Annotated in this window: 22 protein-coding genes; 17 read left to right on the forward strand and 5 right to left on the reverse strand. The window is 38.2% G+C overall.

Going from position 1 to position 23,854, the window contains the following annotated elements; genetic code table 11:
* Positions 1-7 precede the first annotated feature (7 nt).
* The 7 genes from IPO46_11090 to IPO46_11120 all read left to right on the forward strand — a co-directional run bounded on the left by IPO46_11090 (position 8) and on the right by IPO46_11120 (position 12,564).
* On the forward strand, positions 8-2,032 hold the full coding sequence (locus IPO46_11090) for a T9SS type A sorting domain-containing protein (GenBank protein ID QQS62622.1): 2,025 nt from the start codon (positions 8-10) through the stop codon (positions 2,030-2,032).
* A gap of 832 nt (positions 2,033-2,864) precedes the next feature.
* Positions 2,865-3,629: a tail fiber domain-containing protein gene (locus IPO46_11095; protein QQS64395.1), complete on the forward strand. Its 765-nt coding sequence runs from the start codon at positions 2,865-2,867 to the stop codon at positions 3,627-3,629.
* Between the two features lie 10 nt (positions 3,630-3,639).
* The gene (locus tag IPO46_11100; GenBank protein ID QQS62623.1) at positions 3,640-5,289 is read left to right on the forward strand and encodes a tail fiber domain-containing protein; all 1,650 of its coding nucleotides are present in this window, start codon (positions 3,640-3,642) and stop codon (positions 5,287-5,289) included.
* A gap of 30 nt (positions 5,290-5,319) precedes the next feature.
* Positions 5,320-6,981, forward strand: a complete 1,662-nt coding sequence (locus IPO46_11105; protein ID QQS62624.1) for a tail fiber domain-containing protein — start codon at positions 5,320-5,322, stop codon at positions 6,979-6,981.
* Positions 6,982-7,058: 77 nt separating this feature from the next.
* Complete coding sequence (locus IPO46_11110; protein QQS62625.1) at positions 7,059-11,198, forward strand: GAF domain-containing protein; 4,140 nt, start codon at positions 7,059-7,061, stop codon at positions 11,196-11,198.
* Between the two features lie 32 nt (positions 11,199-11,230).
* Positions 11,231-11,977: a response regulator transcription factor gene (locus IPO46_11115; protein ID QQS62626.1), complete on the forward strand. Its 747-nt coding sequence runs from the start codon at positions 11,231-11,233 to the stop codon at positions 11,975-11,977.
* A gap of 113 nt (positions 11,978-12,090) precedes the next feature.
* Positions 12,091-12,564 (forward strand): GNAT family N-acetyltransferase, encoded by a 474-nt coding sequence (locus IPO46_11120; GenBank protein ID QQS62627.1) that lies wholly within the window; start codon positions 12,091-12,093, stop codon positions 12,562-12,564.
* Between the two features lie 42 nt (positions 12,565-12,606).
* Here IPO46_11120 and IPO46_11125 read toward each other — a convergent pair whose 3' ends face one another.
* The 5 genes from IPO46_11125 to IPO46_11145 are packed head-to-tail and all read right to left on the reverse strand — an operon-like array spanning position 12,607 to position 14,827.
* Positions 12,607-12,981 carry a DoxX family protein gene (locus IPO46_11125; GenBank protein QQS62628.1) on the reverse strand — a complete coding sequence of 125 codons (375 nt, stop codon included), beginning with the start codon at positions 12,979-12,981 and terminating at the stop codon, positions 12,607-12,609.
* Positions 12,982-12,989: 8 nt separating this feature from the next.
* Positions 12,990-13,400: a VOC family protein gene (locus IPO46_11130; protein ID QQS62629.1), complete on the reverse strand. Its 411-nt coding sequence runs from the start codon at positions 13,398-13,400 to the stop codon at positions 12,990-12,992.
* A 20-nt stretch (positions 13,401-13,420) separates the two neighbouring features.
* Positions 13,421-13,891, reverse strand: coding sequence for a VOC family protein (locus tag IPO46_11135; GenBank protein ID QQS62630.1), 471 nt, complete (start codon positions 13,889-13,891; stop codon positions 13,421-13,423).
* A gap of 29 nt (positions 13,892-13,920) precedes the next feature.
* Complete coding sequence (locus IPO46_11140; protein QQS62631.1) at positions 13,921-14,328, reverse strand: glyoxalase/bleomycin resistance/extradiol dioxygenase family protein; 408 nt, start codon at positions 14,326-14,328, stop codon at positions 13,921-13,923.
* A gap of 46 nt (positions 14,329-14,374) precedes the next feature.
* A complete protein-coding gene (locus IPO46_11145; GenBank protein QQS62632.1) occupies positions 14,375-14,827 on the reverse strand; it encodes an SRPBCC family protein in 453 nt (150 codons plus the stop codon).
* A gap of 136 nt (positions 14,828-14,963) precedes the next feature.
* Between IPO46_11145 and IPO46_11150 the strand changes: the two genes are divergently transcribed.
* The 10 genes from IPO46_11150 (at position 14,964) to IPO46_11195 (ending at position 23,827) form a co-directional block, all read left to right on the forward strand.
* Positions 14,964-15,929, forward strand: a complete 966-nt coding sequence (locus IPO46_11150) for a helix-turn-helix domain-containing protein (GenBank protein QQS62633.1) — start codon at positions 14,964-14,966, stop codon at positions 15,927-15,929.
* Positions 15,930-16,084: 155 nt separating this feature from the next.
* Positions 16,085-17,149 carry a serine hydrolase gene (locus IPO46_11155; protein ID QQS62634.1) on the forward strand — a complete coding sequence of 355 codons (1,065 nt, stop codon included), beginning with the start codon at positions 16,085-16,087 and terminating at the stop codon, positions 17,147-17,149.
* Positions 17,150-17,370: 221 nt separating this feature from the next.
* Positions 17,371-19,065, forward strand: coding sequence for a DUF4412 domain-containing protein (locus tag IPO46_11160; protein QQS62635.1), 1,695 nt, complete (start codon positions 17,371-17,373; stop codon positions 19,063-19,065).
* 447 nt (positions 19,066-19,512) lie between these two features.
* Positions 19,513-19,740, forward strand: coding sequence for a hypothetical protein (locus tag IPO46_11165; protein ID QQS62636.1), 228 nt, complete (start codon positions 19,513-19,515; stop codon positions 19,738-19,740).
* A 145-nt stretch (positions 19,741-19,885) separates the two neighbouring features.
* On the forward strand, positions 19,886-20,251 hold the full coding sequence (locus tag IPO46_11170; protein QQS62637.1) for a hypothetical protein: 366 nt from the start codon (positions 19,886-19,888) through the stop codon (positions 20,249-20,251).
* Positions 20,252-20,255: 4 nt separating this feature from the next.
* Positions 20,256-20,777 (forward strand): histidine phosphatase family protein, encoded by a 522-nt coding sequence (locus tag IPO46_11175; GenBank protein ID QQS62638.1) that lies wholly within the window; start codon positions 20,256-20,258, stop codon positions 20,775-20,777.
* A gap of 20 nt (positions 20,778-20,797) precedes the next feature.
* Positions 20,798-21,886: a M4 family metallopeptidase gene (locus IPO46_11180; protein QQS62639.1), complete on the forward strand. Its 1,089-nt coding sequence runs from the start codon at positions 20,798-20,800 to the stop codon at positions 21,884-21,886.
* Positions 21,887-21,893: 7 nt separating this feature from the next.
* Positions 21,894-22,166, forward strand: coding sequence for a hypothetical protein (locus IPO46_11185; protein ID QQS62640.1), 273 nt, complete (start codon positions 21,894-21,896; stop codon positions 22,164-22,166).
* 97 nt (positions 22,167-22,263) lie between these two features.
* Positions 22,264-22,731: a CHRD domain-containing protein gene (locus IPO46_11190; GenBank protein QQS62641.1), complete on the forward strand. Its 468-nt coding sequence runs from the start codon at positions 22,264-22,266 to the stop codon at positions 22,729-22,731.
* Positions 22,732-23,557: 826 nt separating this feature from the next.
* Positions 23,558-23,827 carry a zf-TFIIB domain-containing protein gene (locus IPO46_11195; GenBank protein QQS62642.1) on the forward strand — a complete coding sequence of 90 codons (270 nt, stop codon included), beginning with the start codon at positions 23,558-23,560 and terminating at the stop codon, positions 23,825-23,827.
* Positions 23,828-23,854 lie beyond the last annotated feature (27 nt).

A 23,854-nucleotide genomic window follows, 5' to 3' on the forward strand; every position in this document is an offset into this window, starting at 1 on the left:
CCTGGTTATGAAAAAATATTTATTAATACTGGCAATTATTTTCTTCATTCCAGTAATAAATTTTGCACAGGTTGTTACGCTTACTAGTTCCCCTGTTGCTGCTGCTGATATTGCTCAAGGTTCCACCAATAATATTGTTTACATCGTTAAAATGGATGTAGCTTCTTTGCCGGTTACCATTAACAGCATGCAATTTACCCTCACCGGCACCCATGATGATAATGACCTTGTTGTATTGCATGTGTATTTTAATCCAACGGCGCCAACTCTTTCGGGAGCTACTCAAAAGGCTGTAAATGTTAGCGCCAACTTTGCTGCACCTCATGCCTACAATGCAATTTTTAATTTGGGTAGTCAGGGGCTTGCAGCCGGCAGCTCCGGCTATTTTATTGTGCTGGCTGATGTGGCTGCGGCAGCAACCTCTGGCAATACCGTTAAAGTAAATGGCCTTGCCAACCCCGTAATTTTTGGTTATAGCACTTCCCCAATCATTACCAATAACCAAACAGATATTGCAGGCACACAAACCATACTGGCTGCTGTGGTTACGCTTACTACTTCAGCCCTTGCTGCGGCTAATATTACACAAGGCAGTACCAACAATGTTTTGTATATCGTTAAAATGGATGTAGCTTCTTTGCCGGTTACCATTAACAGCATGCAATTTACCCTCACCGGCACCCATGATGATAATGACCTTGTTGTATTGCATGTGTATTTTAATCCAACGGCGCCAACTCTTTCGGGAGCTACTCAAAAGGCTGTAAATGTTAGCGCCAACTTTGCTGCACCTCATGCCTACAATGCCATTTTTAATTTGGGTAGTCAGGGGCTTGCAGCCGGCAGCTCCGGCTATTTTATTGTGCTGGCTGATGTGGCTGCGGCAGCAACCAGCGGCAATACGGTTAAGATTAACGGGCTTACCAACCCGGTAAGTTTTGGTTATAGCACTTCCCCAACCATTACCAATAATCAAACGGATATTGCAGGCACACAAACCATACTGGCTGCAGGGGTTACGCTTACAACTTCCCCTGTTGCTGCTGCTAATATTACGCAAGGCAGCAATAGCAATGTGTTGTATATCGCTAAAATGGATGTAGCTGCCCAGGCGGTTACCGTTAACAGCATGCAATTTACCCTTACAGGTACACATGATGATAACGACCTGCTGCTGCTGCATGTATATTTTAATCCTACTGCTCCCACTCTTTCGGGGGCTACCGTAAAAGCTGTAAAGGTTAGCGCCAACTTTGCTGCACCCCATGCCTACAATGCCCTTTTTAATACGGGTAACCAGGCGCTTGTAGCGGGCAGTTCAGGATATTTTATTGTGCTGGCTGATGTGGCTGCGGCAGCAACCAGCGGCAATACGGTTAAGATTAACGGGCTTACCAACCCGGTAAGTTTTGGTTATAGCACTTCCCCAACCATTACCAATAATCAAACAGATATTGCAGGCACACAAACCATTGTTGGCGCATTGCCATTAACACTAATAAGTTTTACAGGAAATACAATTAATACAAATGAAGTGCAGTTGCAATGGCAAACTGCACAGGAAATAAATACAAAAGACTTTGAAATTGAATGGAGTATTGACGGCAGCCGTTTTGAAAAAATTAGCATGCAGTCCGCCGCAGGCAACAGTTCACAAACACTACATTACAGCTACACACATAACCAACCTGTAACCGGTACTAATTATTACCGGCTCAAAATGGTAGATATTGATGGCCGCTTTACTTACTCGCCTGTTATTGTTATCAGCAACAATGCAGAACTATTTTCTGTAAAAATATTCCCCAACCCGGTTGCAGATATTTTACAATTACACATACATGCAGAAAAAAAAGAAACGATTTTATTCAACCTGTTCAATACAGAAGGAAAAAAAATTGATTCAAAAAAAATGAACCTGCAAAAGGGAAGTAACTATTTAAACTGGAACATGCAAACACTTGCGAAAGGAAATTATTTTCTTGCTGCCGATGCCGCCAATATTGAAACTATCAAAATAATAAAAAAATAAAACAGCAGGTATGAAAAAAATATTTTTATTTATCATTCTTTTTATTGCCATACATAAAATGATGATGGCACAAAATGTAGGCATTGGCACCACCGACCCTTTTAACAAACTGCAGGTGCAGGGCAACCTGGTGGTTAATGCTCCAAGCATAGCCACTGCCACAGCGCCAACAGCAGCACAATCCAAAACAATGATAAATGCAAGCACCGTTGCTTTTCCAGTAAGTGATTCCACCGGAAGAATATTCGACCCCGGCGGGCCTGTTGGTAATTATTTGCCCAACCTGCAGGCTTTTGCAAATATATCGGTAGGGTTCAATCTTGGAATAGAGGTTACTGCTGAAACAATGAATCTGGCAACAGGTGATTCATTAATCATCAAAGAATCATCTACCGGCACTACTTTGCTTGCCGTGGGTAACGGGTACAACAGCACGGGTAAATGGGTGTTTAATAGTGGTGAACTGTATCTGATTTTTAAAAGCAATGCAGATGCCAATACAGGCGCAGGATTTTCATTGCTGTTTCGCCGGTTGTTCGATAATAGTTCATCACTTCCTGATATTTCGGGGTTTGCCGGCAATACTTTTTCATTTAATGCAAAAACAGGAGCAGTCAGATTCGGCCGTTTTAATAACAGTACACAGGGATATTATTCAACCGCAATGGGAAATAATGTAAGTGCCAGTGGACTACATTCGTTTGCAAGCGGAAGTTTTGCAACCGCCAACGGAAATTATTCATTTGCAAGGGGCTTGAGTGTAGGCGCCCATGGGCAAAATTCCATCGCAATGGGGAATAACATATCTGCCACTGGAAGTAATTCCATCGCAATGGGATTTAATGTAAGCACCAGTGGAAGTAATTCAATCGCAATGGGAGATAATACTTCTGCCACAGGAGAGAATTCCATCGCAATGGGCCGTTCTTCAACCTCTGGTGGCGAAACATCAACTGCTATTGGCTGGGTTACAACCGCCAGCGGTAATTACTCTACCGCCATTGGCAATCATGTTTCAACCAATAATCAGAATGGCAGTTTTATAATCGGTGATAATTCCACCACAACAGTATTGAATTCGGCCAATATTAATAATTTTCGGGCAAGATTTGCCGGGGGGTACAAGCTATTTACCAGCGCTGATTTATCTACCGGCTGCACTTTATTTGCAGGTGATAATGCCTGGACAACCGGCAGCAGCGTATACACAAAAGAAAATTTTGCAGCAGTAAACGGCGAAGATTTTTTACAAAAGATAAGCCGCTTCAATCTCACAAGCTGGAACTACAAAACACAAGACCCAAAAACCTTTCGCCACTACGGCCCCATGGCGCAGGATTTTTATGCCGCTTTTGGAAAAGATGAATATGGAACGATAGGCAATGATACCACAATTAACTCCGCCGATTTTGCCGGGGTGAGTTTTATTGCCATACAGGCTTTGGAAAAAAGAACGGCTGAACAACAGCAATACATCCAGAAACTTGAAAAGGAAAATAGCAAACAGACAGAAAAATTAGAAGCAGTGCAGGCATTGTTGCAGCAACTGCAAAAGGGATTAGAAAAAGTAAAGGCCATTCAAAATAAAAATTTATAAAAAATTTATTATGAAAAAGATTTGCTTCTTCTTTTTTTTACTGGCTACAGCAGTAACCCTAAGTGCCCAAAATATAGGCATTGGTACAACCGAACCACTTAACAAACTACAGGTGCAAGGGAGTATATTGGTTACTTCTCCAACTACGGCAACTACCACGGCACCCACGGCAGCGCAAACCAAAACTTTACCAGGTCTTGGCACTATCACATTTCTTAATACCGACTCCACCGGAAGGCTGTACGACCCTGGAGGCTCTGCCGGAAACTATGGTATTGATTTAGACAGTAAGGCAAACATTCTCTCCTCATCCAATATAGGTTTTGAAGTGATAATTGAAACAATGGACTTAAATACGGGTGATTCATTAATCATAAAAGAATCATCAACCGGCACCATACTGATTGCAGTGGGAAACGGATACAATACAACTGGTAAGTGGATATTTAATTCTTCCTCACTCTATATCAACTTTAAAAGCAATACTGATTTCAATACCGGTGCAGGCTTTTCATTATTGTTTCGCAGGTTGTATAATAATAGTTTTACGCTTCCCGATGTTTCCGGAGTTGCAGGCAATACTTTTTTCTTTGACGCAAAAAGCGGGGCATTACGAAGCGGAGAACTGAATAATTCAGCCAGGGGTACTCATTCGGTTGCATTAGGATTTAATAATACTGCCAGCTCAAATTCATCCATAGCTCTTGGAAGTGGAACAATCGCCAGTGGATTTAATTCAATAACAATGGGGCAAAATACAATAGCCAGCGGTGCTTTTTCAACTGCTATGGGGTCAGTTACAACCGCCATTGGGATAAATTCAACAGCAATGGGATATCAAACAATAGCCAGCGGCAGCTCAGCAACAGCTACTGGACAAAGTACAGATGCCAGTGGTGATTTTTCAATGGCTATGGGGCATTTGACCAATGCCAGTGGCACATATTCATTGGCTACCGGAAAATCTACCGATGCCACAGGACATGCAGCTACTGCCACTGGTGACAATAGTTTGGCAAGCGGGGCAGTTTCATTTGCAAGCGGATTTCTCACAACTGCCAGTGGAAATTATTCAACTGCAATGGGAAGCTATGTCTCCACGAATAATCATGATGGGAGTTTTATAATTGGTGATAACTCCACCACAACAGTATTGAATTCGGCTAATATTAATAATTTCCGGGCAAGGTTTGCAGGGGGTTATCGTTTGTTTACCAGTGCAGCAGCTATCAATGCAGAGAGCTGCCTGTTAGCAGCCGGGGGTAATGCCTGGGTTACCGCTAGTGATGTTAGGCTAAAAGAAAAATTTCAGCAATCGGATGGAGAAAATTTTTTAGAAAAGATTGCTACTATGAAACTCGGAAGCTGGAATTACATTTCGCAAAACCCATTAAAGCAACGCCACTACGGCCCCATGGCACAGGATTTTTATGCCGCTTTTGGAAAAGATAAATATGGAACCATCGGCAACGATACTACCATTAACTCCGCCGATTTTGCCGGCGTAAGTTTTATTGCCATACAGGCATTGGAAAAAAGAAGTTCTGGACAACAACAAAATATAAGTGATTTAAAAAAGGAAAACAAAGAACTAAAAGAAATTTTGTTGCTGCTGAGAAAAGAAATGAATGAACTAAAAAAACAAAACGAAAAAGAATAGCAGTTCTATTAATGGATAAATTTTTTTGCGATGAAAAAAATAATAACAACCATAGCAGGCATCATTTTCACAACTGCCCTTACTGCACAAAATGTTGGTATTGGCACTACTGCCCCTGCTGCCCGTCTGCATGTAGCAGACAGCAGTGTGGTATTTAGCGCAAGTGGCGGCATTCCGCCAACACCCGGCAATCCTCCTTTACAAGGTGGCGGAAGAAGAATGATGTGGTATGCAGACAAAGCTGCTTTTCGTGCCGGATATATCAGTGGAATCAATTGGGATAAGGATAATATTGGAGTATATTCTTTTGCTACCGGGTTTAATACAACTGCCAGCGGAGCAATCTCTACAGCCATGGGATTTCAAACAACTACCGGCGGAACTTATTCAACAGCTATGGGATATAATACAAATGCCAGCGGTTTTGCTTCAACGGCTTTAGGAACAAGTACATCTGCCGAGGGCAGTTCATCAACTGCTATGGGGAATATTACAACCGCCAGCGGAAGTTCCTCAACAGCAATGGGAAGTTTTACAATAGCTAGTGGCCATAATTCAACGGCTATGGGAAAATATACAGATGCTACAGGATATGCCGCTACTGCAATGGGCGATAGCAGCTTAGCCAGTGGGGCAGTTTCATTTGCGAGTGGGTTTGGTACAAATGCCATCGGGAATTATTCAACAGCAATGGGAAGGTTATCATTTGCAAGGGGTGATTATTCAACAGCATTTGGATATAATACAGTTGGTTACGGAAATTATTCCATAGCATTGGGAAGACAAACAAATGCCAGTGGAGAAAATTCAACCGCCATGGGAAAATATACAGATGCTACAGGATATGCAGCCACTGCAAGCGGTGATAGCAGTTTAGCAAGCGGGTCTGTCTCATTTGCAAGCGGGTTTCGAACAATATCCAGTGGAGATTATTCCACCGCAATGGGAATAGTTTCAACTGCCAGCGGAGGTTCTTCTACAGCAATTGGTGTTGCTACAACAGCTAGCGGCTATGCTTCCACAGCTATAGGAATTAATACAACAGCAAGTGGAGATTATTCTACTGCTCTCGGAGCCTATGTTTCCACAAATTTTAAAGAAGGTTCTTTTGTTATTGGAGATGCTTCTACACCGGTTGTTATGACTTCCCTTAGCCCCAATAATTTTCGTGCAAGATTTGCCGGAGGTTACCGCTTTTACACCAGTAGTGATTATACCAGCAATTGTTTATTAGCAGCAGGAGCCAATGCCTGGAGTACCAGTAGCGATGTACATACCAAAGAAAATTTTGCAGCAATAAACGGAGAAGATTTTTTGAAAAAGATAAGCAGCTTCCACCTCACAAGTTGGAATTACAAAACACAAGACCCAAAAACATTCCGCCACTACGGCCCCATGGCGCAGGATTTTTATGCTGCTTTTGGAAAAGATGAATATGGAACCATTGGCAATGATACCACTATTAACTCCGCCGATTTTGCCGGCGTAAGTTTTATTGCCATACAGGCATTGGAAAAAAGAACGCAGAAGATTGAAGCGTTGGAGAAAGAAAATGCAAACCTTCTTGCCCGTCTCAAAGAATTTGAAATAAATATGAAGCTTCAGCAAACATTAGTAGAAACCCAGCAAAAACAATTATACGAGTTAATGGCAACGGTTAAAAAAATGCTCCAGGATAATACTTCACATTAGCTCTTTAATAATGAATTTATATTGGGCAACCTGAATTGGAAAACAATTTGAGGAAAAAAAAATCTTATATTAGTATATTGAAAACCCTTGCACTACTATACATTTGCTGCTTAACTTTTTCTGGCCAGTTATTAGGCCAATTACCCGATTATCATGTGCAAAAGCTACCGGTTAAAAGCGGGCTTATGCAACCCAGCCAGGTAGATGAAATGATGAGGGATGAAAAAGGGTTTTTATGGTTGCTTTCACCCACAAAAGTTCAGCGTTTTGATGGTAAAAGTATTTTGTCGTTTTCTTTTGATGATGCCTGCATTGGTATAGAGCAGGATGATAAAGGAACCATTTGGCTACTTACCCGGCAAAATATTTACAGGTATAAAAATGATTTTACAGGCTTTGAAAAATTGGCCAACTATAGTAGTAAACTAAATAAATACCTGAGACTGCTTGCTGGCCCCAAAAAAAAATTATACCTGCTTAGCACCGAAGGTATTTTGCGATGGAACAGTGCTACAGATAAAATGGAAACAATTGGAGCTCTCTCATTTAAAATGGGCGGCAACTTTCCATTTTTACAATCCTACGGCGACTATATTTTTTTCCGGCTTAGTAACACAACTATCCTTAGGTACAACACTGCAACTAAAGCACAAGATTCAGTGCATGTACAGCAGCCCAGCTTTTTAATGCCACTTGATGCCAACAATGTTTGGGTGCGGCAGGGCATTGGCAGTACAGTACTTGCCTCTTTCAAAACGAAAAAAATAGCGCCATTCAGCAAAGCACAGTTTAATGAACCGGTTACCGGTAACAATTTTTTTATTACTGCCGCCTTTGAAAACCGACCGGGTGAATTTTTTGTAATGGTGAACGATAAAGGCTTTTATACTTACAATACCAATACCACTAAGTTCAAAAAAATTAATTTTTTTAATAACGGACGGTTGCTTACCGGCAAGCCATTACTGACCCGTAATAATTTTTTTAAAGAAAAAAATGGTACTGTATGGTTCAACAATGAAGCGGGCCTTTTTTTTGTGAACCCTGCTACTGCAAATATGGGGCTGTTGCGTAGCGGCGGTGGTACCAGCAACAGCCAATGGGATAATGATATTCGAAATTTAACAGAAGATAGTAAAGGAAATATTTGGTTTAGCACCGCTAATGGTTTTTGTAATTGGGATAAAACAAACGGGTTTGTAACCACATGGTTGCCAAATTATACTGCCAATAACTATTTGAATTACGCATCGGTAAAATCTATTGGCTTCAGCAATAATAAAATCATTATTGGCCAAAGCGAAAAAGGCTTTTGGCTTTTTGACCCCGTAGCGCAAACCTTTAGCCGCCCAAAATTTGAAAAAGATAGTTTACAAAAAAAATTCCATGGTGAGTTTAACCGGAACATGCTACAGCTACGCAATGGAAATTTTTTAATACTCAGTAACAACCTGTGGCTGCTGGATAAGGAAACCTTTTATATACGGCCAATAATAATACCGGAGTTTACCGGAGTGGGCCGCAAAGCTTTTGAAGATGAACAAGGCCGGATATGGATATTGGGTTCGGCTGCCATTATAGTTGTGGACAAAGAGTATAAGCCCTTGTATTTGTTAAATGATAAAGTGCTGGGTAAATGGTTTAATGCCATTGTGCAAAAAGATGACAGTACATTTTGGGTGGCTGCGAAAAGCTTGTATGAAATAAAATTGCAGCCACAAAAAAAATTGGGTATAAAGCCCATTTTCCCGGAGCTTAAAAACCAGCACTTCTCCAATTTATTTAAAGACTCGCTGGGGCATATATGGATGTGCCATGATGAAGGTATGTACCGGTACATACCTGAAAAAAACAATTCAGAAAAATTTGACCAGAGTAATAATATCCAGGATTTTTATGTAAGCCTAAGCAACAATTACCGGGGCAGTGATGGTACGGTTTACTTCGGCAGCCTGGGCGGTATCAATTATTTTGTGCCCGAAAAAATTCCGGTTCAAAACGATTCATTGCAGGTACAGCTTTTAAATGTTACCATCAACCAGGATGATTCTTCTTTCCTACTTAGACATTCTCTACGAAATCTGCCGCATAGTCAAAATAACATTGTATTTGATTTTGTAAGCCCCTGGTTATATAATCCAGAAAAAATACAGTACAGGTACAAATTAGTAGGAGATTGGGTAAGCCTAGGGAATTCTTCATCGGTACGTTTCAACTCATTGCAACCGGGCAGTTATAGCTTTCATGCGGCGGCCTCGCTCAATGGCAAAGACTGGTATGCCCTGAAAGCCCCTTATTCATTTGTAATAAATCCACCTTTTTATAAAACATGGTGGTTTCTATTATTTCTTTTTATAACCATTGCTGCATCCACTACTTTTTTTATAAGAAGGAGGATTGGTTTTATTAAAAAAAGTGAGGCTGAAAAAACAGAGCTGCAGAAAATAAAGGCAGCCAGCTACCAGGTAAAACTGGAAACAGAACAGGTAATAAATTATTTTGCAACTTCCATCAGCAATAAAACCACTGTAGATGATTTATTATGGGATGTAGCTAAAAACTGTATTTCAAAGCTGGGGTTTGAAGATTGTGTGATATATCTTATAGATAAAGATCAGAAATTATTGGTGCAGAAAGCAGCCTGGGGGCCAAAAACAACTGAAGAAAATAAAATTACCAACCCCATAAAAATCCCATTTGGAAAAGGTATAGTTGGCTCAGTGGCCCTAAGTAATAAAGCAGAAATTGTAAATGATACCTCCCTTGATAAAAGATATATAGTTGATGATGATAACCGATTATCTGAAATATCCGTACCCATCAGCATTGCAGAGGATGTACTGGGCATTATTGACTGCGAAAATTCCAAAAAAAATTTTTATACAGAAAAACACCTGCAGGTGCTAACAACTATTGCTTCTTTACTGGCCAACAGGATTACAAGAATTGAAGCAGAACAATTTGCTCAAAAAAAGGAAATAGAAATTCTTACTTTAAAAACAAGCAGTTACCAGTACCAGTTGGAGGTAGAGAGAATAGTTGGTTTTTTTGCAACAGCCATTTCATCACATAACTCTATCGAAGACCTGCTGTGGGAAGTATCAAAAAACCTGATAGGTAAATTGGGTTTTGAAGATTGTATGATTTATCTGTGGAATGAAGATAAAACCGTGTTGGAGCAAAAAGCAGGGTATGGCAAAAAGGGATCTATGCAGGAAAAATTAGAAAAAAATATTTACCATGTTCCCCGTGGCAAAGGGATTGTGGGAGCTGCAGTTGAAAGTAAACAGTATATCCTGGCCAACGACACTTCAACAGATAAAAGATATTTTACCGCTGATGAAATAATCCGGTTAAGTGAATTGTGCGTGCCAATTATATTAAACAACGAAGCTATCGGGGCCATAAATGCAGAACATTCTGAAAAAAATTTTTACACCGAACGGCATTTACAAATCCTTATCACTATTGCCTCTATGCTTGCCGATAAAATTGATAGAATTGAAGCACAGGAACAAACCCGGAAAAAGGAAATAGAAGTGCTGAAATTGAGTAAAGACCTGGCTACCTCCCAGCTAACTGCCCTGAGGGCACAAATGAACCCACATTTTCTTTTTAATGCAATGAACAGCATTCAACAGTTTACCTTAACCAATGATATAGAAAATGCAAACCTTTATATTTCAAAATTTTCCACTCTTTTGAGAAATGTGCTTCATTCATCGCAACAAAGTTTTTTAACCCTCGAAGAAGAATTGCTGCAGCTGGAACTTTATCTTGAAATTGAGAAACTAAGGCTTGGCAAAGAGTTTAGCTATTTCATTCAAAAGGAAACTGATTTGGAAGTAGATGCCATAAATATTCCCGGTATGCTCATACAACCATTTGTAGAAAACGCACTAAAACATGGGCTGGCCCCTAAAATGGGGGATAAATCTCTCAAAATAGAAATTTATTTGCCGGAGTTTGATACCCTTAATATAATAATTACCGATAACGGAATTGGCAGGCAAAAGGCAAATGAATTAAAATTACGACAGGAAAAATTGCTGCCCCATATTTCTAAAGGGTTAAAATTAGTTGAAGAAAGATTGCAACTCATTACCGGGAAACCTGCATTTGACTTTTTTCATTTTGAAGATAATTTCGATGCCAACGGACAGGCAATGGGTACCACAGTAACACTCACTATACCTGTAGCAACAACCAATATTTAAATTTATTGGAAGTTTTTTATTAATTTCAGGGGGTGATTAAAGCGCTTATTATAGACGATGAAGCTTCAGCTGCCAACGTATTACAACTGATGATAGAAAGGCATGTGCCCGAAATTACCGACCTGCGTATTGCCACAAAATTGAGTGAGGCCCATTCTCTCATAAATCAGTTTCAACCCCAATTAGTTTTCCTGGATATTGTAATGCCCGAAAAAAATGGTTTTGAGTTTTTAGGTGAAGTAAAAAATATTGGGTTCGAAATTATTTTCACCACAGCTTTTAATGAATACGCCATTAGGGCCATCCGCTTCAGTGCATTGGATTATATTTTAAAACCCATAAATGCCGAAGAGTTAAAAGCAGCGGTAAGCCGCTTTCTTCAAAAAAGAAACCAGCAGTTGCAAACGGAGGGTTTGCTTAACAATTTAATGGCAAACCTGGAAAAGAAGAACGAAGCAGATTATAAATTGGCCATTCCAACAATATCCGGCACTGTGTTTTTTTCACATTCAGAAATCATACGCCTGGAAGGGGATAGTAATTACAGCAATTTTTTTTTAACTCAGAACAGGCGATATGTTAGCGCTAAAACTCTAAAGGAGTATGAAGATATTTTGATAAAATCTACTTTTATACGTATCCATAAATCGCACCTGGTAAACCGTTCTTTTATTGATGGTTTTAATAATGATGGTTCCGTGTTGCTGAAAGATAAAACCCTTTTACCGGTATCCCGCCTGCGAAAGCAGGAAGTAGCAAGGAAATTAAAAGGGAAATAATTTTTTAAAACAAAGCCCATTTAAGTTTTAAAATAGGGCCTGGCAAAAAAGGGATATCAAGGCCCAAAAAATACCAGGTATACGCCAGTAAATTTTATTACAATGCAGTAACTATGATGCAAGAATATATAATAAGGCGGTCATCTAAAAATGATGCAGGCGCCCTCAGTAAGTTAATTTGTGAAAATGCAGCAGTGCTTTTATTGCCTTACTACAATGATGAACAAATGGATGCATTTGTAAAATTTTATTCCGCTACCGAGATGCAGGCTAAAGTTGCAACCCAAAATATTTTTTGTGCAACTTTAGATAATGAAATTGTGGGTTGCATAGCTTTGGATAAAAACCAGGTAGTGGGGTTTTATACCAGCCTGCAATTTCAAAAAAGGGGAATAGGCAAATTGCTATTGGAATTTATTGAAAAATTTGCCCAAAGCCAGGGTATTAATGAGTTGCAATTATACGCATCTCCACAAGCCCTTGCATACTATTTAAGGCACGGATGGCTAAAAATAAAAGAGGTTACTTGCTATTATTTTTCCATTGGATTTGAAGAAACACTGATGAAAAAAGAAATTGGCTGGTAACCAAACATTATTTAGTTTTCGCCAATCTTTTTTAAACCAATGTTAGCGAAGGGAGTTTATTTTATTTTTATAACAATACGATACCGCAAGTATTGCCCCTACAATAATAGGCATCAGTATAAATCCGATATTTTTATCCACCAGGATATGGCTGTAAGTGGCAAAAATTAAATTAAAGGCCAGGCCTGCATAAGCCCACTCTTTTAATGTTGCCGGTAATTTTGGGAGCATAATTGCGGTAGCGCCAAGTAGTTTGCAAATAATTAAGGCATAGGCAAAATAATCCGGGTAGCCCAGGGGTTTTGTGCCTGCAGTTGCATATTCAGGCGCAAATAATAGCGTGCCCAGCGGCATCAACCCTTCCCATAAAAAGATGATGCTGGTTGCAATCCAAAAAATAATTTTATTCTTTTTCATTTTTGAGTTTATTTATGTTGTAAATATAATATCCAATTGTTCCCAAATTTATCCGTTAGTTCTCCACAAATTGTACTTAAAAAATTTTCTTGCAAAGAAAATGTTTCCTCACCGTCACGGGAAAGATTAGTGTAATATCTCCTTATGTCTTTTTCGCTCTTACAAATAAGCGCAAGAGATACTGCATTTCCCTTCAATAACTTTTTTCCCGAAACTATATCGGAACCAAACAATACAATCTTACCATTTCGCAACTCGGAATGGAGGATACATTTTTTCATTTTCGCAGGCATTTTTCCGGATAGCGCTGATTCGCCAATTGTTTGAAAACTTAGTTCCCCGCCAAGGCATTTTTGGTAAAATGTCATGGCTTCCCTGCAATTGCCATTGAATGTGAGATAGGAATGGATTGTTTTCATAAATGAAAGGATGCAAGCGGTTATTTTTTTTCTTCTAAATCTGCAATAATTATTTTTTTCATCTTCATTACTGCTTTGAATGCATATTCCTGCTTTGCTTTGTTTTTGTGATTTTCCAGTTTAAAATACTGCGCTGGCACTACCTGCCAGGAAAGCCCGTATTTATCCTTGCACCAGCCACAGGGTCCTTCGCTACCGCCTTTATTGCTGAGGGCTTTCCAGTAATAATCCACTTCTTTCTGGTTTTTACAGGTTATAACAAATGATACAGCCTCAGTGAATTTGAACATTGGGCCTGCGGCAAGTATCTGAAAATCCATGCCCTGTAAGTTCATTACAGCCATATCAAAAAAAGTATTGGGGCCATTAACGTTTTTGTAAGCCTTGTACGATTTTAGTTTACCGGTTTTAAAAATAGATAAATAATAATTCGCTACTTTTTTTGCGTCTTTTTCTACCCATAAACAGGGCATAAATTTTTGTGTTGCCATTTTAATAATGATTAATGGTGAATGTGCAGTTATTGTTTTGGGAATTTACTCATATCCATATAAAACACTTCCCAGTTATTGCCATCCAAATCTTCCACACTGCGTTGCAGCATAAATCCAAAGTCTTTTGCCTCGGCATATTCATTGCCGCCGGCTGCTATTGCTCTTTTCATAAAAGCATTTACTTCAGTAGTGTTTTCTACCGAAAGTGCATTTATTACGCCAACTGTTTTTTCCCCATCAATTATGCTTTTGCCAATAAAATGTTTGAACTTTTCATGCGTAAGCAGCATAACAAAAATATTGTCGCTCCATACCATGCAGGCTGCTGTTTCATCAGTAAATTGTGGGTTATTGGTAAAGCCCATGGCTTCGTAAAAAGCCATAGATTTTTGTAAATCTTTTACCGGGAGATTGATAAATACTTGCTTTGACATTGTTATAGAATTTAGAATTTAAAACTAATAATTTTGAATTTTTGGTTTATACGCCATCAGGAATTATAGGTTCCACCAATTTTTTTAATTTATCCAGCGACTCCTGCCATCCCAGGTAACACATTTCTTGGGGTATTACAGAGGGCACTCCTTCTTGTGTAATAGTCAACTCTGTACCGCAGGATACTTTTTTAAATTGAATGGTGGTTGTCATTTCACCAGGCAGTTTGGGGTCGTCAAACCGGTCGCTGTATTTTATTAATTCATTGGATTTAATTTCTAAAAACTCGCCGCCAAATGAATGGCCATTACCCGTACCGAAATTGGTAAAAGACATGTGGTATTTTCCGCCCACTTTTACATCCATTTCAAATATTTTGGCTACATAACCATAAGGTGGAAGCCAGGATGCATAAGCATCAGCATCGGTAAATGCTTTAAATAATTTTTCGGGCGGCGCTGTTAATACCCGGTGAAGTTGAATTGTATTTGTTGACATTTTTTAGAATTTAGCGTTAAGAAATGTTTTGCTATACAAAGATGCTATGTATTTTGGAAATAATAAGATGTCAGATATGACAGTTTTAAGGGGGATTTATGACAAATAGGATTACCTTTACAGGCCAAATAATTTTATGCGTATTTCCGTTTACGTTCCGCAACATGCAGTAATAGAAGCCATTTCACCGGCATACCGGTTGTTTAAAACCGCTAACGATTTTTTAGCTGCGGCTGGCAAAAAACCAAAGTTTGAAGTGGAATATGTGGGTTTGCACAAAAGTATAAAAGCCAATGATGGGGAATACAGCATAAAGGTTGACAAACTGATTGATGAAATAAAAAAAACCGATTTAATATTTATACCGGCATTGTATGGTAATATGAAAACGGCGGTAAGCCGCAATGCCAAAGCCATTCCCTGGCTGCAACAAATGCATAAAAAAGGAGCGGAGGTAGCCAGCCTTTGTATAGGCGCATTTTTGCTGGGCGCTACCGGATTGGTAGATGGTAAAAAATGCTCCACGCACTGGGCCTATTGCGGCGAGTTTAAAGAAACCTATCCCAAGGTAGAAATAGTAGATGGTTCTATAATTACAGAGCAGGGCAGCGTGTACAGCAGCGGTGGCGCCAATTCTTTATGGAACCTGCTTTTGTATCTTTTAGAAAAATTTACCGACAGGGAAACCGCAGTGCTTGCCTCAAAATATTTTGCCATAGATATAGACCGGAGCAGCCAATCAGCCTTTGCTATGTTTACCGGGCAAAAACATCATAGCGATAAAGAAATATTAAAAGCCCAGGAGTATATCGAAAATAATATTCACGAAAAAATAACTACTAATGTGCTGGCAACAGTAACTACCCTTGGCCGCCGTACATTTGAACGCCGTTTTAAAGATGCTACCCATCATTCTGTTTTAGAATATATCCAGCGCATAAAAATCGAAGCAGCCAAACGCCAGTTTGAAAACAACCGTAAAAACGTAAACGATATTATGTACGAAGTAGGCTATACCGATACCAAAGCCTTTAGGGATTTGTTTAAAAAAATAACCGGGCTTACCCCTATTGAATACAGGAATAAGTACAGCAAAATGTAAATGATTGAACAGTTTTTGTACAAAAATACTACCACATAGAATTTTTCGTTAAATACTAACCTGTATTTATCTATATGCTTAATTTTAAAAAAAATTAATGCTCATTAATCTTTTAGTAAACAATACAGTCTAAAAACAAATATTATATGCAGCTTATGAAATATTTCATTTATTTAATGTTTGTTGCTGTTTGTTTTTCATGCAGTAAACAAAACGATGTACAACCTACCCCGGATAATTCCATGTACTTTCCTTCTAATACCGATACCTCCTGGGAAAGAGCCTCAATGGCTACTTTGGGTTGGAACCAAGGCGCCGTACAGCCTCTAAAAGATTACCTGAACGCAAAGCATACAAAATCGTTTATGATTTTAGTAAATGGCCGTATTGTAATGGAAGAATATTTTAATGGCCACAACTCTACTGCGCCCTGGGAGTGGAACAGCGCAGGTAAATCTTTGGTATCTGCTGCCGTGGGTATTGCACAGCAAAAAGGATATTTAAATATAAATGATAAAGTTTCTACTTATTTAGGTGCCGGATGGTCAAGCGAACCACAGGATAAGGAAAATTTAATTACCATAAAAAACTTGCTGAGCATGACCTCAGGGCTAAATGATACCAGCAACCTGGTTATACCGGCCAATCTTACTTATGTAGCAGATGCAGGTACCCGTTGGTCGTACAGCAATGTATTTCAACTTTTGATGGATGTTGTAGCCGCAGCAAGCAACCAAACTTATGACAACTTTTTTAGCACAAATTTAAAAAGTAAAATTGGTATGGATGGCTTATGGAATTATGGAGTTATTTTTAAAATATATTATAGCAATACTCGTAGTATGGCCCGCTATGGCCTGCTTGCGCTTAATAAAGGAAAATGGAAAAATGAGCAGGTAATAAATGAAGCTTATTTTACAGAAAGTACAAACAGTTCTCAAAGTATTAATCCATCTTACGGCTATTTATGGTGGCTCAATGGCAAAAGTAATTTTATGATTCCCGGTGCCCAAATTGTTTTTCCGGGCCCACTGGTGCCCAATGCACCCGCCGACATGTTTGCAGCTATGGGTGCAAGTGACCAGCGTGCGTATGTAATTCCCAGTAAAAATATGGTGGTTATAAGAATGGGCGATGCATCCGATCCTGCAAATCCTACTTTTGCGGTATCCGGGTTTGACAATGAAATGTGGGCAAAAATAAATGCCGTGATTCAATAAAGAAACTGTTTCTGTTTTTCAACAATTTTGAATCGCTTAATATTATTGGATTGTAAGGCTATCCTTAGTTTTACAATCCTTTTTTGTTTGCGCATTAAGCTAAAATTAAATAGTTGTTAGGATTACTCAATCCACTTTTATAATTTAAAGAGTAAGTGATCAATTTCAGGTATTAAAATCTTACTTTGCAATAAATATCATTCGCATAAATTTATTGCAATATGTTTTCAAAAATTTGTTTTCTTATTTGCCTGTCAACTGCATTTTTTAAAGTAAATGTATGGGCCCAAAAAAATAAAAAGCCACAACCTCTTAACGAAGGAATGGTTACTTATGCATTTAAAAATAATGGTAAAGAGGTTAAAGAAAGATTGCTGAAATTAGTTTTTAAAAATAATATTGCCTGTTTGTTTTCCGGGAACAATCCCAAAGAACAGGTAGGTCCGTTTATTGATTATCAGCAACAGGAAACCCTGCAAATGCTTAACAACAAAGAAGGGAACCGATACACATTAATAACGCCCTTTTCAAATTACGAAAAAGCGAATTTAACAGGAGAAACGGAAACAATATTGGGATACAAATGCCAAAAGGCAAAAGTTTTTATCCGGTCAAATACAATTGAAATATGGTTTACGAACGAATTAAGTATAAAAGGAACACCATCATTGGGAATTGCACCCGGCCTTGGCCTTATATTAAAAATGGTACGCAACGGCAATTTTGAAACCTATGCCACAAAAGTAGAATTAAAAGATATAGCTGATTTCGAGTGTAAATTACCCGAGGATAGAGGTATACTTGTAGCCGATGCAACTTACCGGCGTAAAGAAATTGACAGCCGGTTTCTCACCATTCCTGTGTTTCATCAGCAACAAATTAATTTTACCGATTCTATTGTTAACCCTTCCGAAAATTTAGAAAATGTTACGTACCGGTATGCAGGCGGAACTATTGTGATGAAAAAAATTAAACTGCCAGCAAAAGAAAACTATAATGTGTTTGCCAACCTTACCCAATATTCTAATGGCGATGCATACGACCGTACCGGAACGGTTTTTATAATTCCTATGGATAAAAAAAATTCTTTCTTAGATGGAATACAAAAAGGAATTAAGGAATTGCCTGTATATAAAGATAAAAATGGTAAAGAATACCAGGGCGTAGTAGCAACAGATAATTATTTGCCTGCATTGGAATTGATGCGCTTCTTCACTCCATTTGGTGTAAGGGCGTTTAATAACAATGTAAAGATAGAAGGATACCATTGGGCAGATTCTGTTAATTACAAACAGGATATTACCGATTTGTTGCCGGCGATGCAAGGTGAAGTTTGGATTGGGGTATTTATTGGTAATTACGACCGGGGTGGGCATACCATCAATCTTAACTTCAATTATTATCCCGATAAGGAAAGTAAACCCAAAAATAGTTGGGTAGCTTCCATTTTTAATACCCTTAATATTTTGGAAATGGCAGGCCAAACCTATGCTACCATGTTTGATAATGATTCTTTAACCGTTACCGTAAATATTCCTGAACATTTAAAAAGTTTAACATTGCGCTATATCTCCACAGGCCATGGAGGCTGGGGTGGAGGCGATGAGTTTAATAAAAAAGACAATGAAATATTTTTGGATGGAGAAAAAATATACAGCTTTATACCCTGGAGAACAGATTGTGCCACTTACCGCATGTACAATCCCTCATCCGGAAATTTTGGAGACGGCCTTTCTTCATCTGATTTAAGCCGATCTAACTGGTGCCCGGGTACTACTACCAACCCGGTTTATATCCCAATAAAAAATATTACCCCTGGTAAACATACCTTTAAAATTGCTATTCCATTGGGCAAAACAGAAGGTACAAGCTTTAGCGCATGGAATATTTCGGGGGTGCTGATAGGGGAGTTTTAAAATGTACTTTCAAAAAAATAAATAGCCTGAAATGCAGATAAATTCTGGCTTTCAGCAAATTCTTCAGGTATACAAAATTTTGAAAAAATTTACATTTTTTCAATTAATTAAACCGGCACTTTGCCAATTATGCTGCTAAATTTTAAAGCAGGTTATTTAAAAAAAAACTACAAAGCAATAAAAAAATTGCGCAGTTGATATAAGCTGCAATAAATTTTCAAAATTGTAAAAATACCCAAAAATAGGTATTGGTTGATGTTGCAAAGCGATTTACCTTCACATTCAAATTATGCGATTCATAGTTTTGGATATCCGACCATCATTTTTAATTCAACCCCTTTGTTTTACGCTTTTACTAGCTACACTGTAATTAATACCCCTTTCCCTGCAAAATTTGTTATTTTAATTTTAAACATATAACAATTGTTGTACTAAAAACTATTTTTTATGAAAGTAAAAATGACACTCGACATTTTTAGCGGCCGTCCCAATTCTACACTCGAAGTAAGTGGCACTGAAGCAAAAAAAATCCTTGAGCAATTAGATGTTAAATCAGCATTTCGTAAAAACACCGATGCTACTGCTCCCGAGCTGGTAAACCTGGGCTTTAGGGGAATTATACTGGAGCAATCCGGCGCCGATACCGATAAAAATTTCCTGCTTATATGCGTATAACACCCGACAGGGTTTACGCAGGCGATAAATCTGCCGGGGCAAATGACAATGAATTTGAAAAAATAATTTTTGATAAACTACCAAAGTTTAAAGACATTGATAATACGAAGTGAAGCCTTCACATGAGCAACCCAAAATATTCGGAATGATTGAAAAATCAAAACCTTTTATTACCGGGATTGAAAAAGTAAAATTGATGGATGGACCGGTTACGGATGATTTAATTGATTTAAATAATCCAACAGAAGAAAAAATATTGACAGATCGGAATTTCAAAAAATCACCACGCCTCATGGGTTTACAACTAAAGGAAATGATTTTGGGAGCCGGCAAATCAGCTTCGCTTTCATTGGCGATGCAGCCGCAGGGGCAACACCTGATGTACTTAAAGACAACCGTTCCCGAAAATGCAAGAGAAGGCGATGTATTGAGGCTTGATGTAGTGCAAAGGGATGTGCGATCGAAAAAAATAATTGGAGGTATTGCCTTAATAATAAATGTAAAAAAATAAAAAAATGAAATACATTTTGATTCTCTTAACTGCAATTTTACTAATTGGCGAAGGTTGCAAAGTTGCAGCAACAACCCGCATCTACATTGTGCGCCATGCCGATAGAACTAATCCGCCGGAGGATGATTTAATACCTATAGGTGTTACCCGAGCCAATGAATTAAAAAGGGTATTGCTTTTAGCTGGTGTTGACAGCATCTTTAGCACCAATTTTGAGCGAACAAAAAAAACAGTGCAGCCCCTGGCTACAGCAAAAAATTTGCAAACAATAATTTATGACAATAATGCAAATCTACTCCTGCGAATCTTAAAAAACAGTAAAGGAAAAACTGTTTTGGTTGCCGGGCATTCTGATACGGTTTCAGAATTAATTTCACTTTGCGGTTGCTCACCTCCATTTGCCCAAATACCATCCACCCAGTTTGATAATTTGTTTTTAATCATTTTGCAAAAAGAAAAAATCAATAACGAGGTGTCCACATCCTGTAAATTACTACAAATGAAATACGGAGCGATTACTAATTAATAAACCATAAAACTAAAACTATGTGCCAACCCACCCGCAAACCATATCAGTGCATTATTCCGCCTTATATTTCAGATAAAATTAGCAGTTCACCTGCCGGCGATGCCGATTTAGATATAGACCCTAACCGCAGTGGTGAAAGGCGTTTTAGAAATAAACGTAAAGCACTAAGTAGGCTAAGCAAAGCCCGCCGCTCCCTTATGGCCAATGTTTACAATGCCGATGATGCAGAAGAAATGATCATAGAATTATACGATGCCGGGCAACTGCCTATCCTGCCTGGTGAAATGGTTTGGCAAAGTGGGCAATCCCCCAAACCAAAAGAAAAAATTGCAAAAGAAGCCATAAAGGGCGCAGAAAATACATGGTCGGTTTATAAAAAATTATTTAACCGCAACTCCATAGATAATATGGGTATGGTAATACAACAATCAATTCACTACAGGGAAAACCCGAGAAAAGCATTTGCCAATGCATTTTGGGATGGAAGCCAAATGATCTATGGCGATGGTGATGGCTTAACCTTTGGAAGTTTTACAGGAGATTTGGATATTATTGCTCACGAACTTACCCATGGCATTATTGACTATGAAGCAAACCTAACTTATAAAAACCAAAGTGGAGCATTAAACGAATCTTTTGCAGATGTGTTTGGGATATTAGTAAAACAATGGACAAATAAAACTTCGGCAAGGCGATCCAACTGGTTAATTAGCGATAAAATATTAAAAGGGAAAAAATACGCATTGCGTTCAATGAAAGCGCCTGGTACTGCATTTAAAAACCACCCGGAGCTGGGAGATGACCCTCAACCTGCCGTAATGAGTAACTATATAAAAATGACAGGAGATGATGGTGGCGTACATTATAACAGTGGCATACCCAATTTTGCATTTTATGTAGCGGCTTACGAAATGGCGGGTAATGCCTGGGAAAAAGCAGGCGCAATTTGGTATGCAGCACTTACTGATAAAAAAGCATTGAAAAAAAGCGCTACATTTAAAGATGCACGAAAAGCTACCATTGCCAAAGCAAAAACGTTATATGGAGCAGGGAGCAATGAGGTAAAAGCAGTAACCAAAGGCTGGGATGCAGCCGAAGTAAAATAGTTGATTAATGAAATTAACATTCACCGAAACAGGCGGGTTGCTGGGTAAAACCAAAAAAGCAGAAATAAACTTTGATATTTCCGAAAAAGAATATAAAGCATTGCTCAAAAAAATTGTTGTTTCACCCAAAAAGAATTTGATAAAAGCCAAAGATGCCTTCAGTTATTTTATTTCAAAAGAGAACGAAAACAAAAAGACCAAAATTTCAATAAATAATATACCAGGTGAATTCAATCCATTGTTTGATGAATTATTTAATAAGCTTAAAGTAGTTATATGAGCAAATGAAATATGGTAAGAGAAATTGGTGAAATTAAAAGATGATTTTTTTTCAATTTTAAAATTGAAGCATATTTTAAGCAGTAAATTCAATAATAATGAAATCTATTAAAAGCGTTTTACTCATCATTCTTTTAAGTACTTTAAATTTTATCGGATGTAAAAAAGACGACCCGGATTCGGTTGCATGTGATGTAGTTAAAGATAATTTACCCCTTGCGGGCAACCAGGAAGTGCCTGCGAATACTTCTACTGCTATGGGTAAATTGAACGTAAGTTTTGATACCTGCAATAACTTATTGAGGTTTACCATTACCTGGATGGAATTATCCGGAAATCCTGTGGGGGCGCATATACACGGTATAGCATCCATGGGTGTAAACGCATCAGTAAAGTATGATTTTAGCGCTGCAATCCCAAAAGTAACCTCAGGCACTTTTACCGATACCGTATTGTTGGATAATGTTGCTTTAATTAAAGCAAGCTTATTGCAGGATATGTATTATGTAAATATCCATACGGCTACTTATCCGGGTGGAGAAATAAGGGGACAAATTGATTTTTAAATTTAATTATTCCTTTATAAATGGGTATTCTATTTTTTTTTTGAGCTAAAGTAGTTACTTAAAAGCTGTACTGATTACCATAAAAGCATGGCTGGTTATCAACTTTACCATAAAGCCTTCATGTAGGTTAGGCAAGGAACTTTTGAAGATAAACGTGCCTTGCTTGCAATAGGAAATATTAATTATTTGTATTGATTTTCCAATTGCCATTTCTGCAAAAAATATTTTGAAAAGGCAAAAAGAAGCAGACCTGGTTTAATTTAGCTTCTGTTAGTGTCTTTAAGAGAAAAATAACAATTTTATTGAGTTTTTCAACTAATTTTGCCCACTTGTTTGGCAAGCCAATAATGATTACAAAAAAACATAACACGGGGAAGCTTCAATCTATAGTTGTATGCTTTTTTCTATTACTTAACTGCGTGTTATTGGCTGCGCCAATTGCAAATGCTACTTCATTAAATCCTTATTTTGCTAATAATTCCGGGATACCTGTTAAAAACAGTGGTTCCGACCTTGAAGAGAACATAAGAATTAACGATATTTCAGCGTGCCGCCATGAACAACGGATCACACAGCGGATTTTTTGTAAAAATAGTATAGCAGATGAAGTTTTTTGCCGAAATTTTCTCCTAATAGTTTCACTACCCGGGCAATACGAACAGGAAGATGGCTGGTTACGGCCACAATATTATTCTTTGCTTTCCCTCTATTATTTATTTTAAATTTTCCCTGGTTTATTTTACTGCAGCTAATTCTTTTTTTAATTAAAGAAGAACATTAGTTTATAAGTTTTTACAATAATTTTTCAAATAAAAATAGTACTATCATGAAATGCCCCAATTGCAACGAAACCCTTTTAATGACCCAAAGAAATAATATTGAAATTGATTATTGCCCATCATGCCGTGGCGTATGGCTCGATAAAGGAGAGCTCGATAAAATGCTGGATTATACCACACAATTTGCAGCACCACCGCAAGGTCAGGTTTTTGATTCGAACCCCAGTTACCAGGAGCATAAATACAAACATTCTTACAGCCAGCAAAAACCTTATAAGAAAAAATCTTTTTTGAGCGATTTGTTCGACTTTGATTAAGAAATTTTATACCCATCGGTCAGTTTA

It is taken from the genome of Chitinophagaceae bacterium (genome assembly GCA_016699815.1).
In the GTDB taxonomy this organism is placed as follows: domain Bacteria; phylum Bacteroidota; class Bacteroidia; order Chitinophagales; family Chitinophagaceae; genus Ferruginibacter.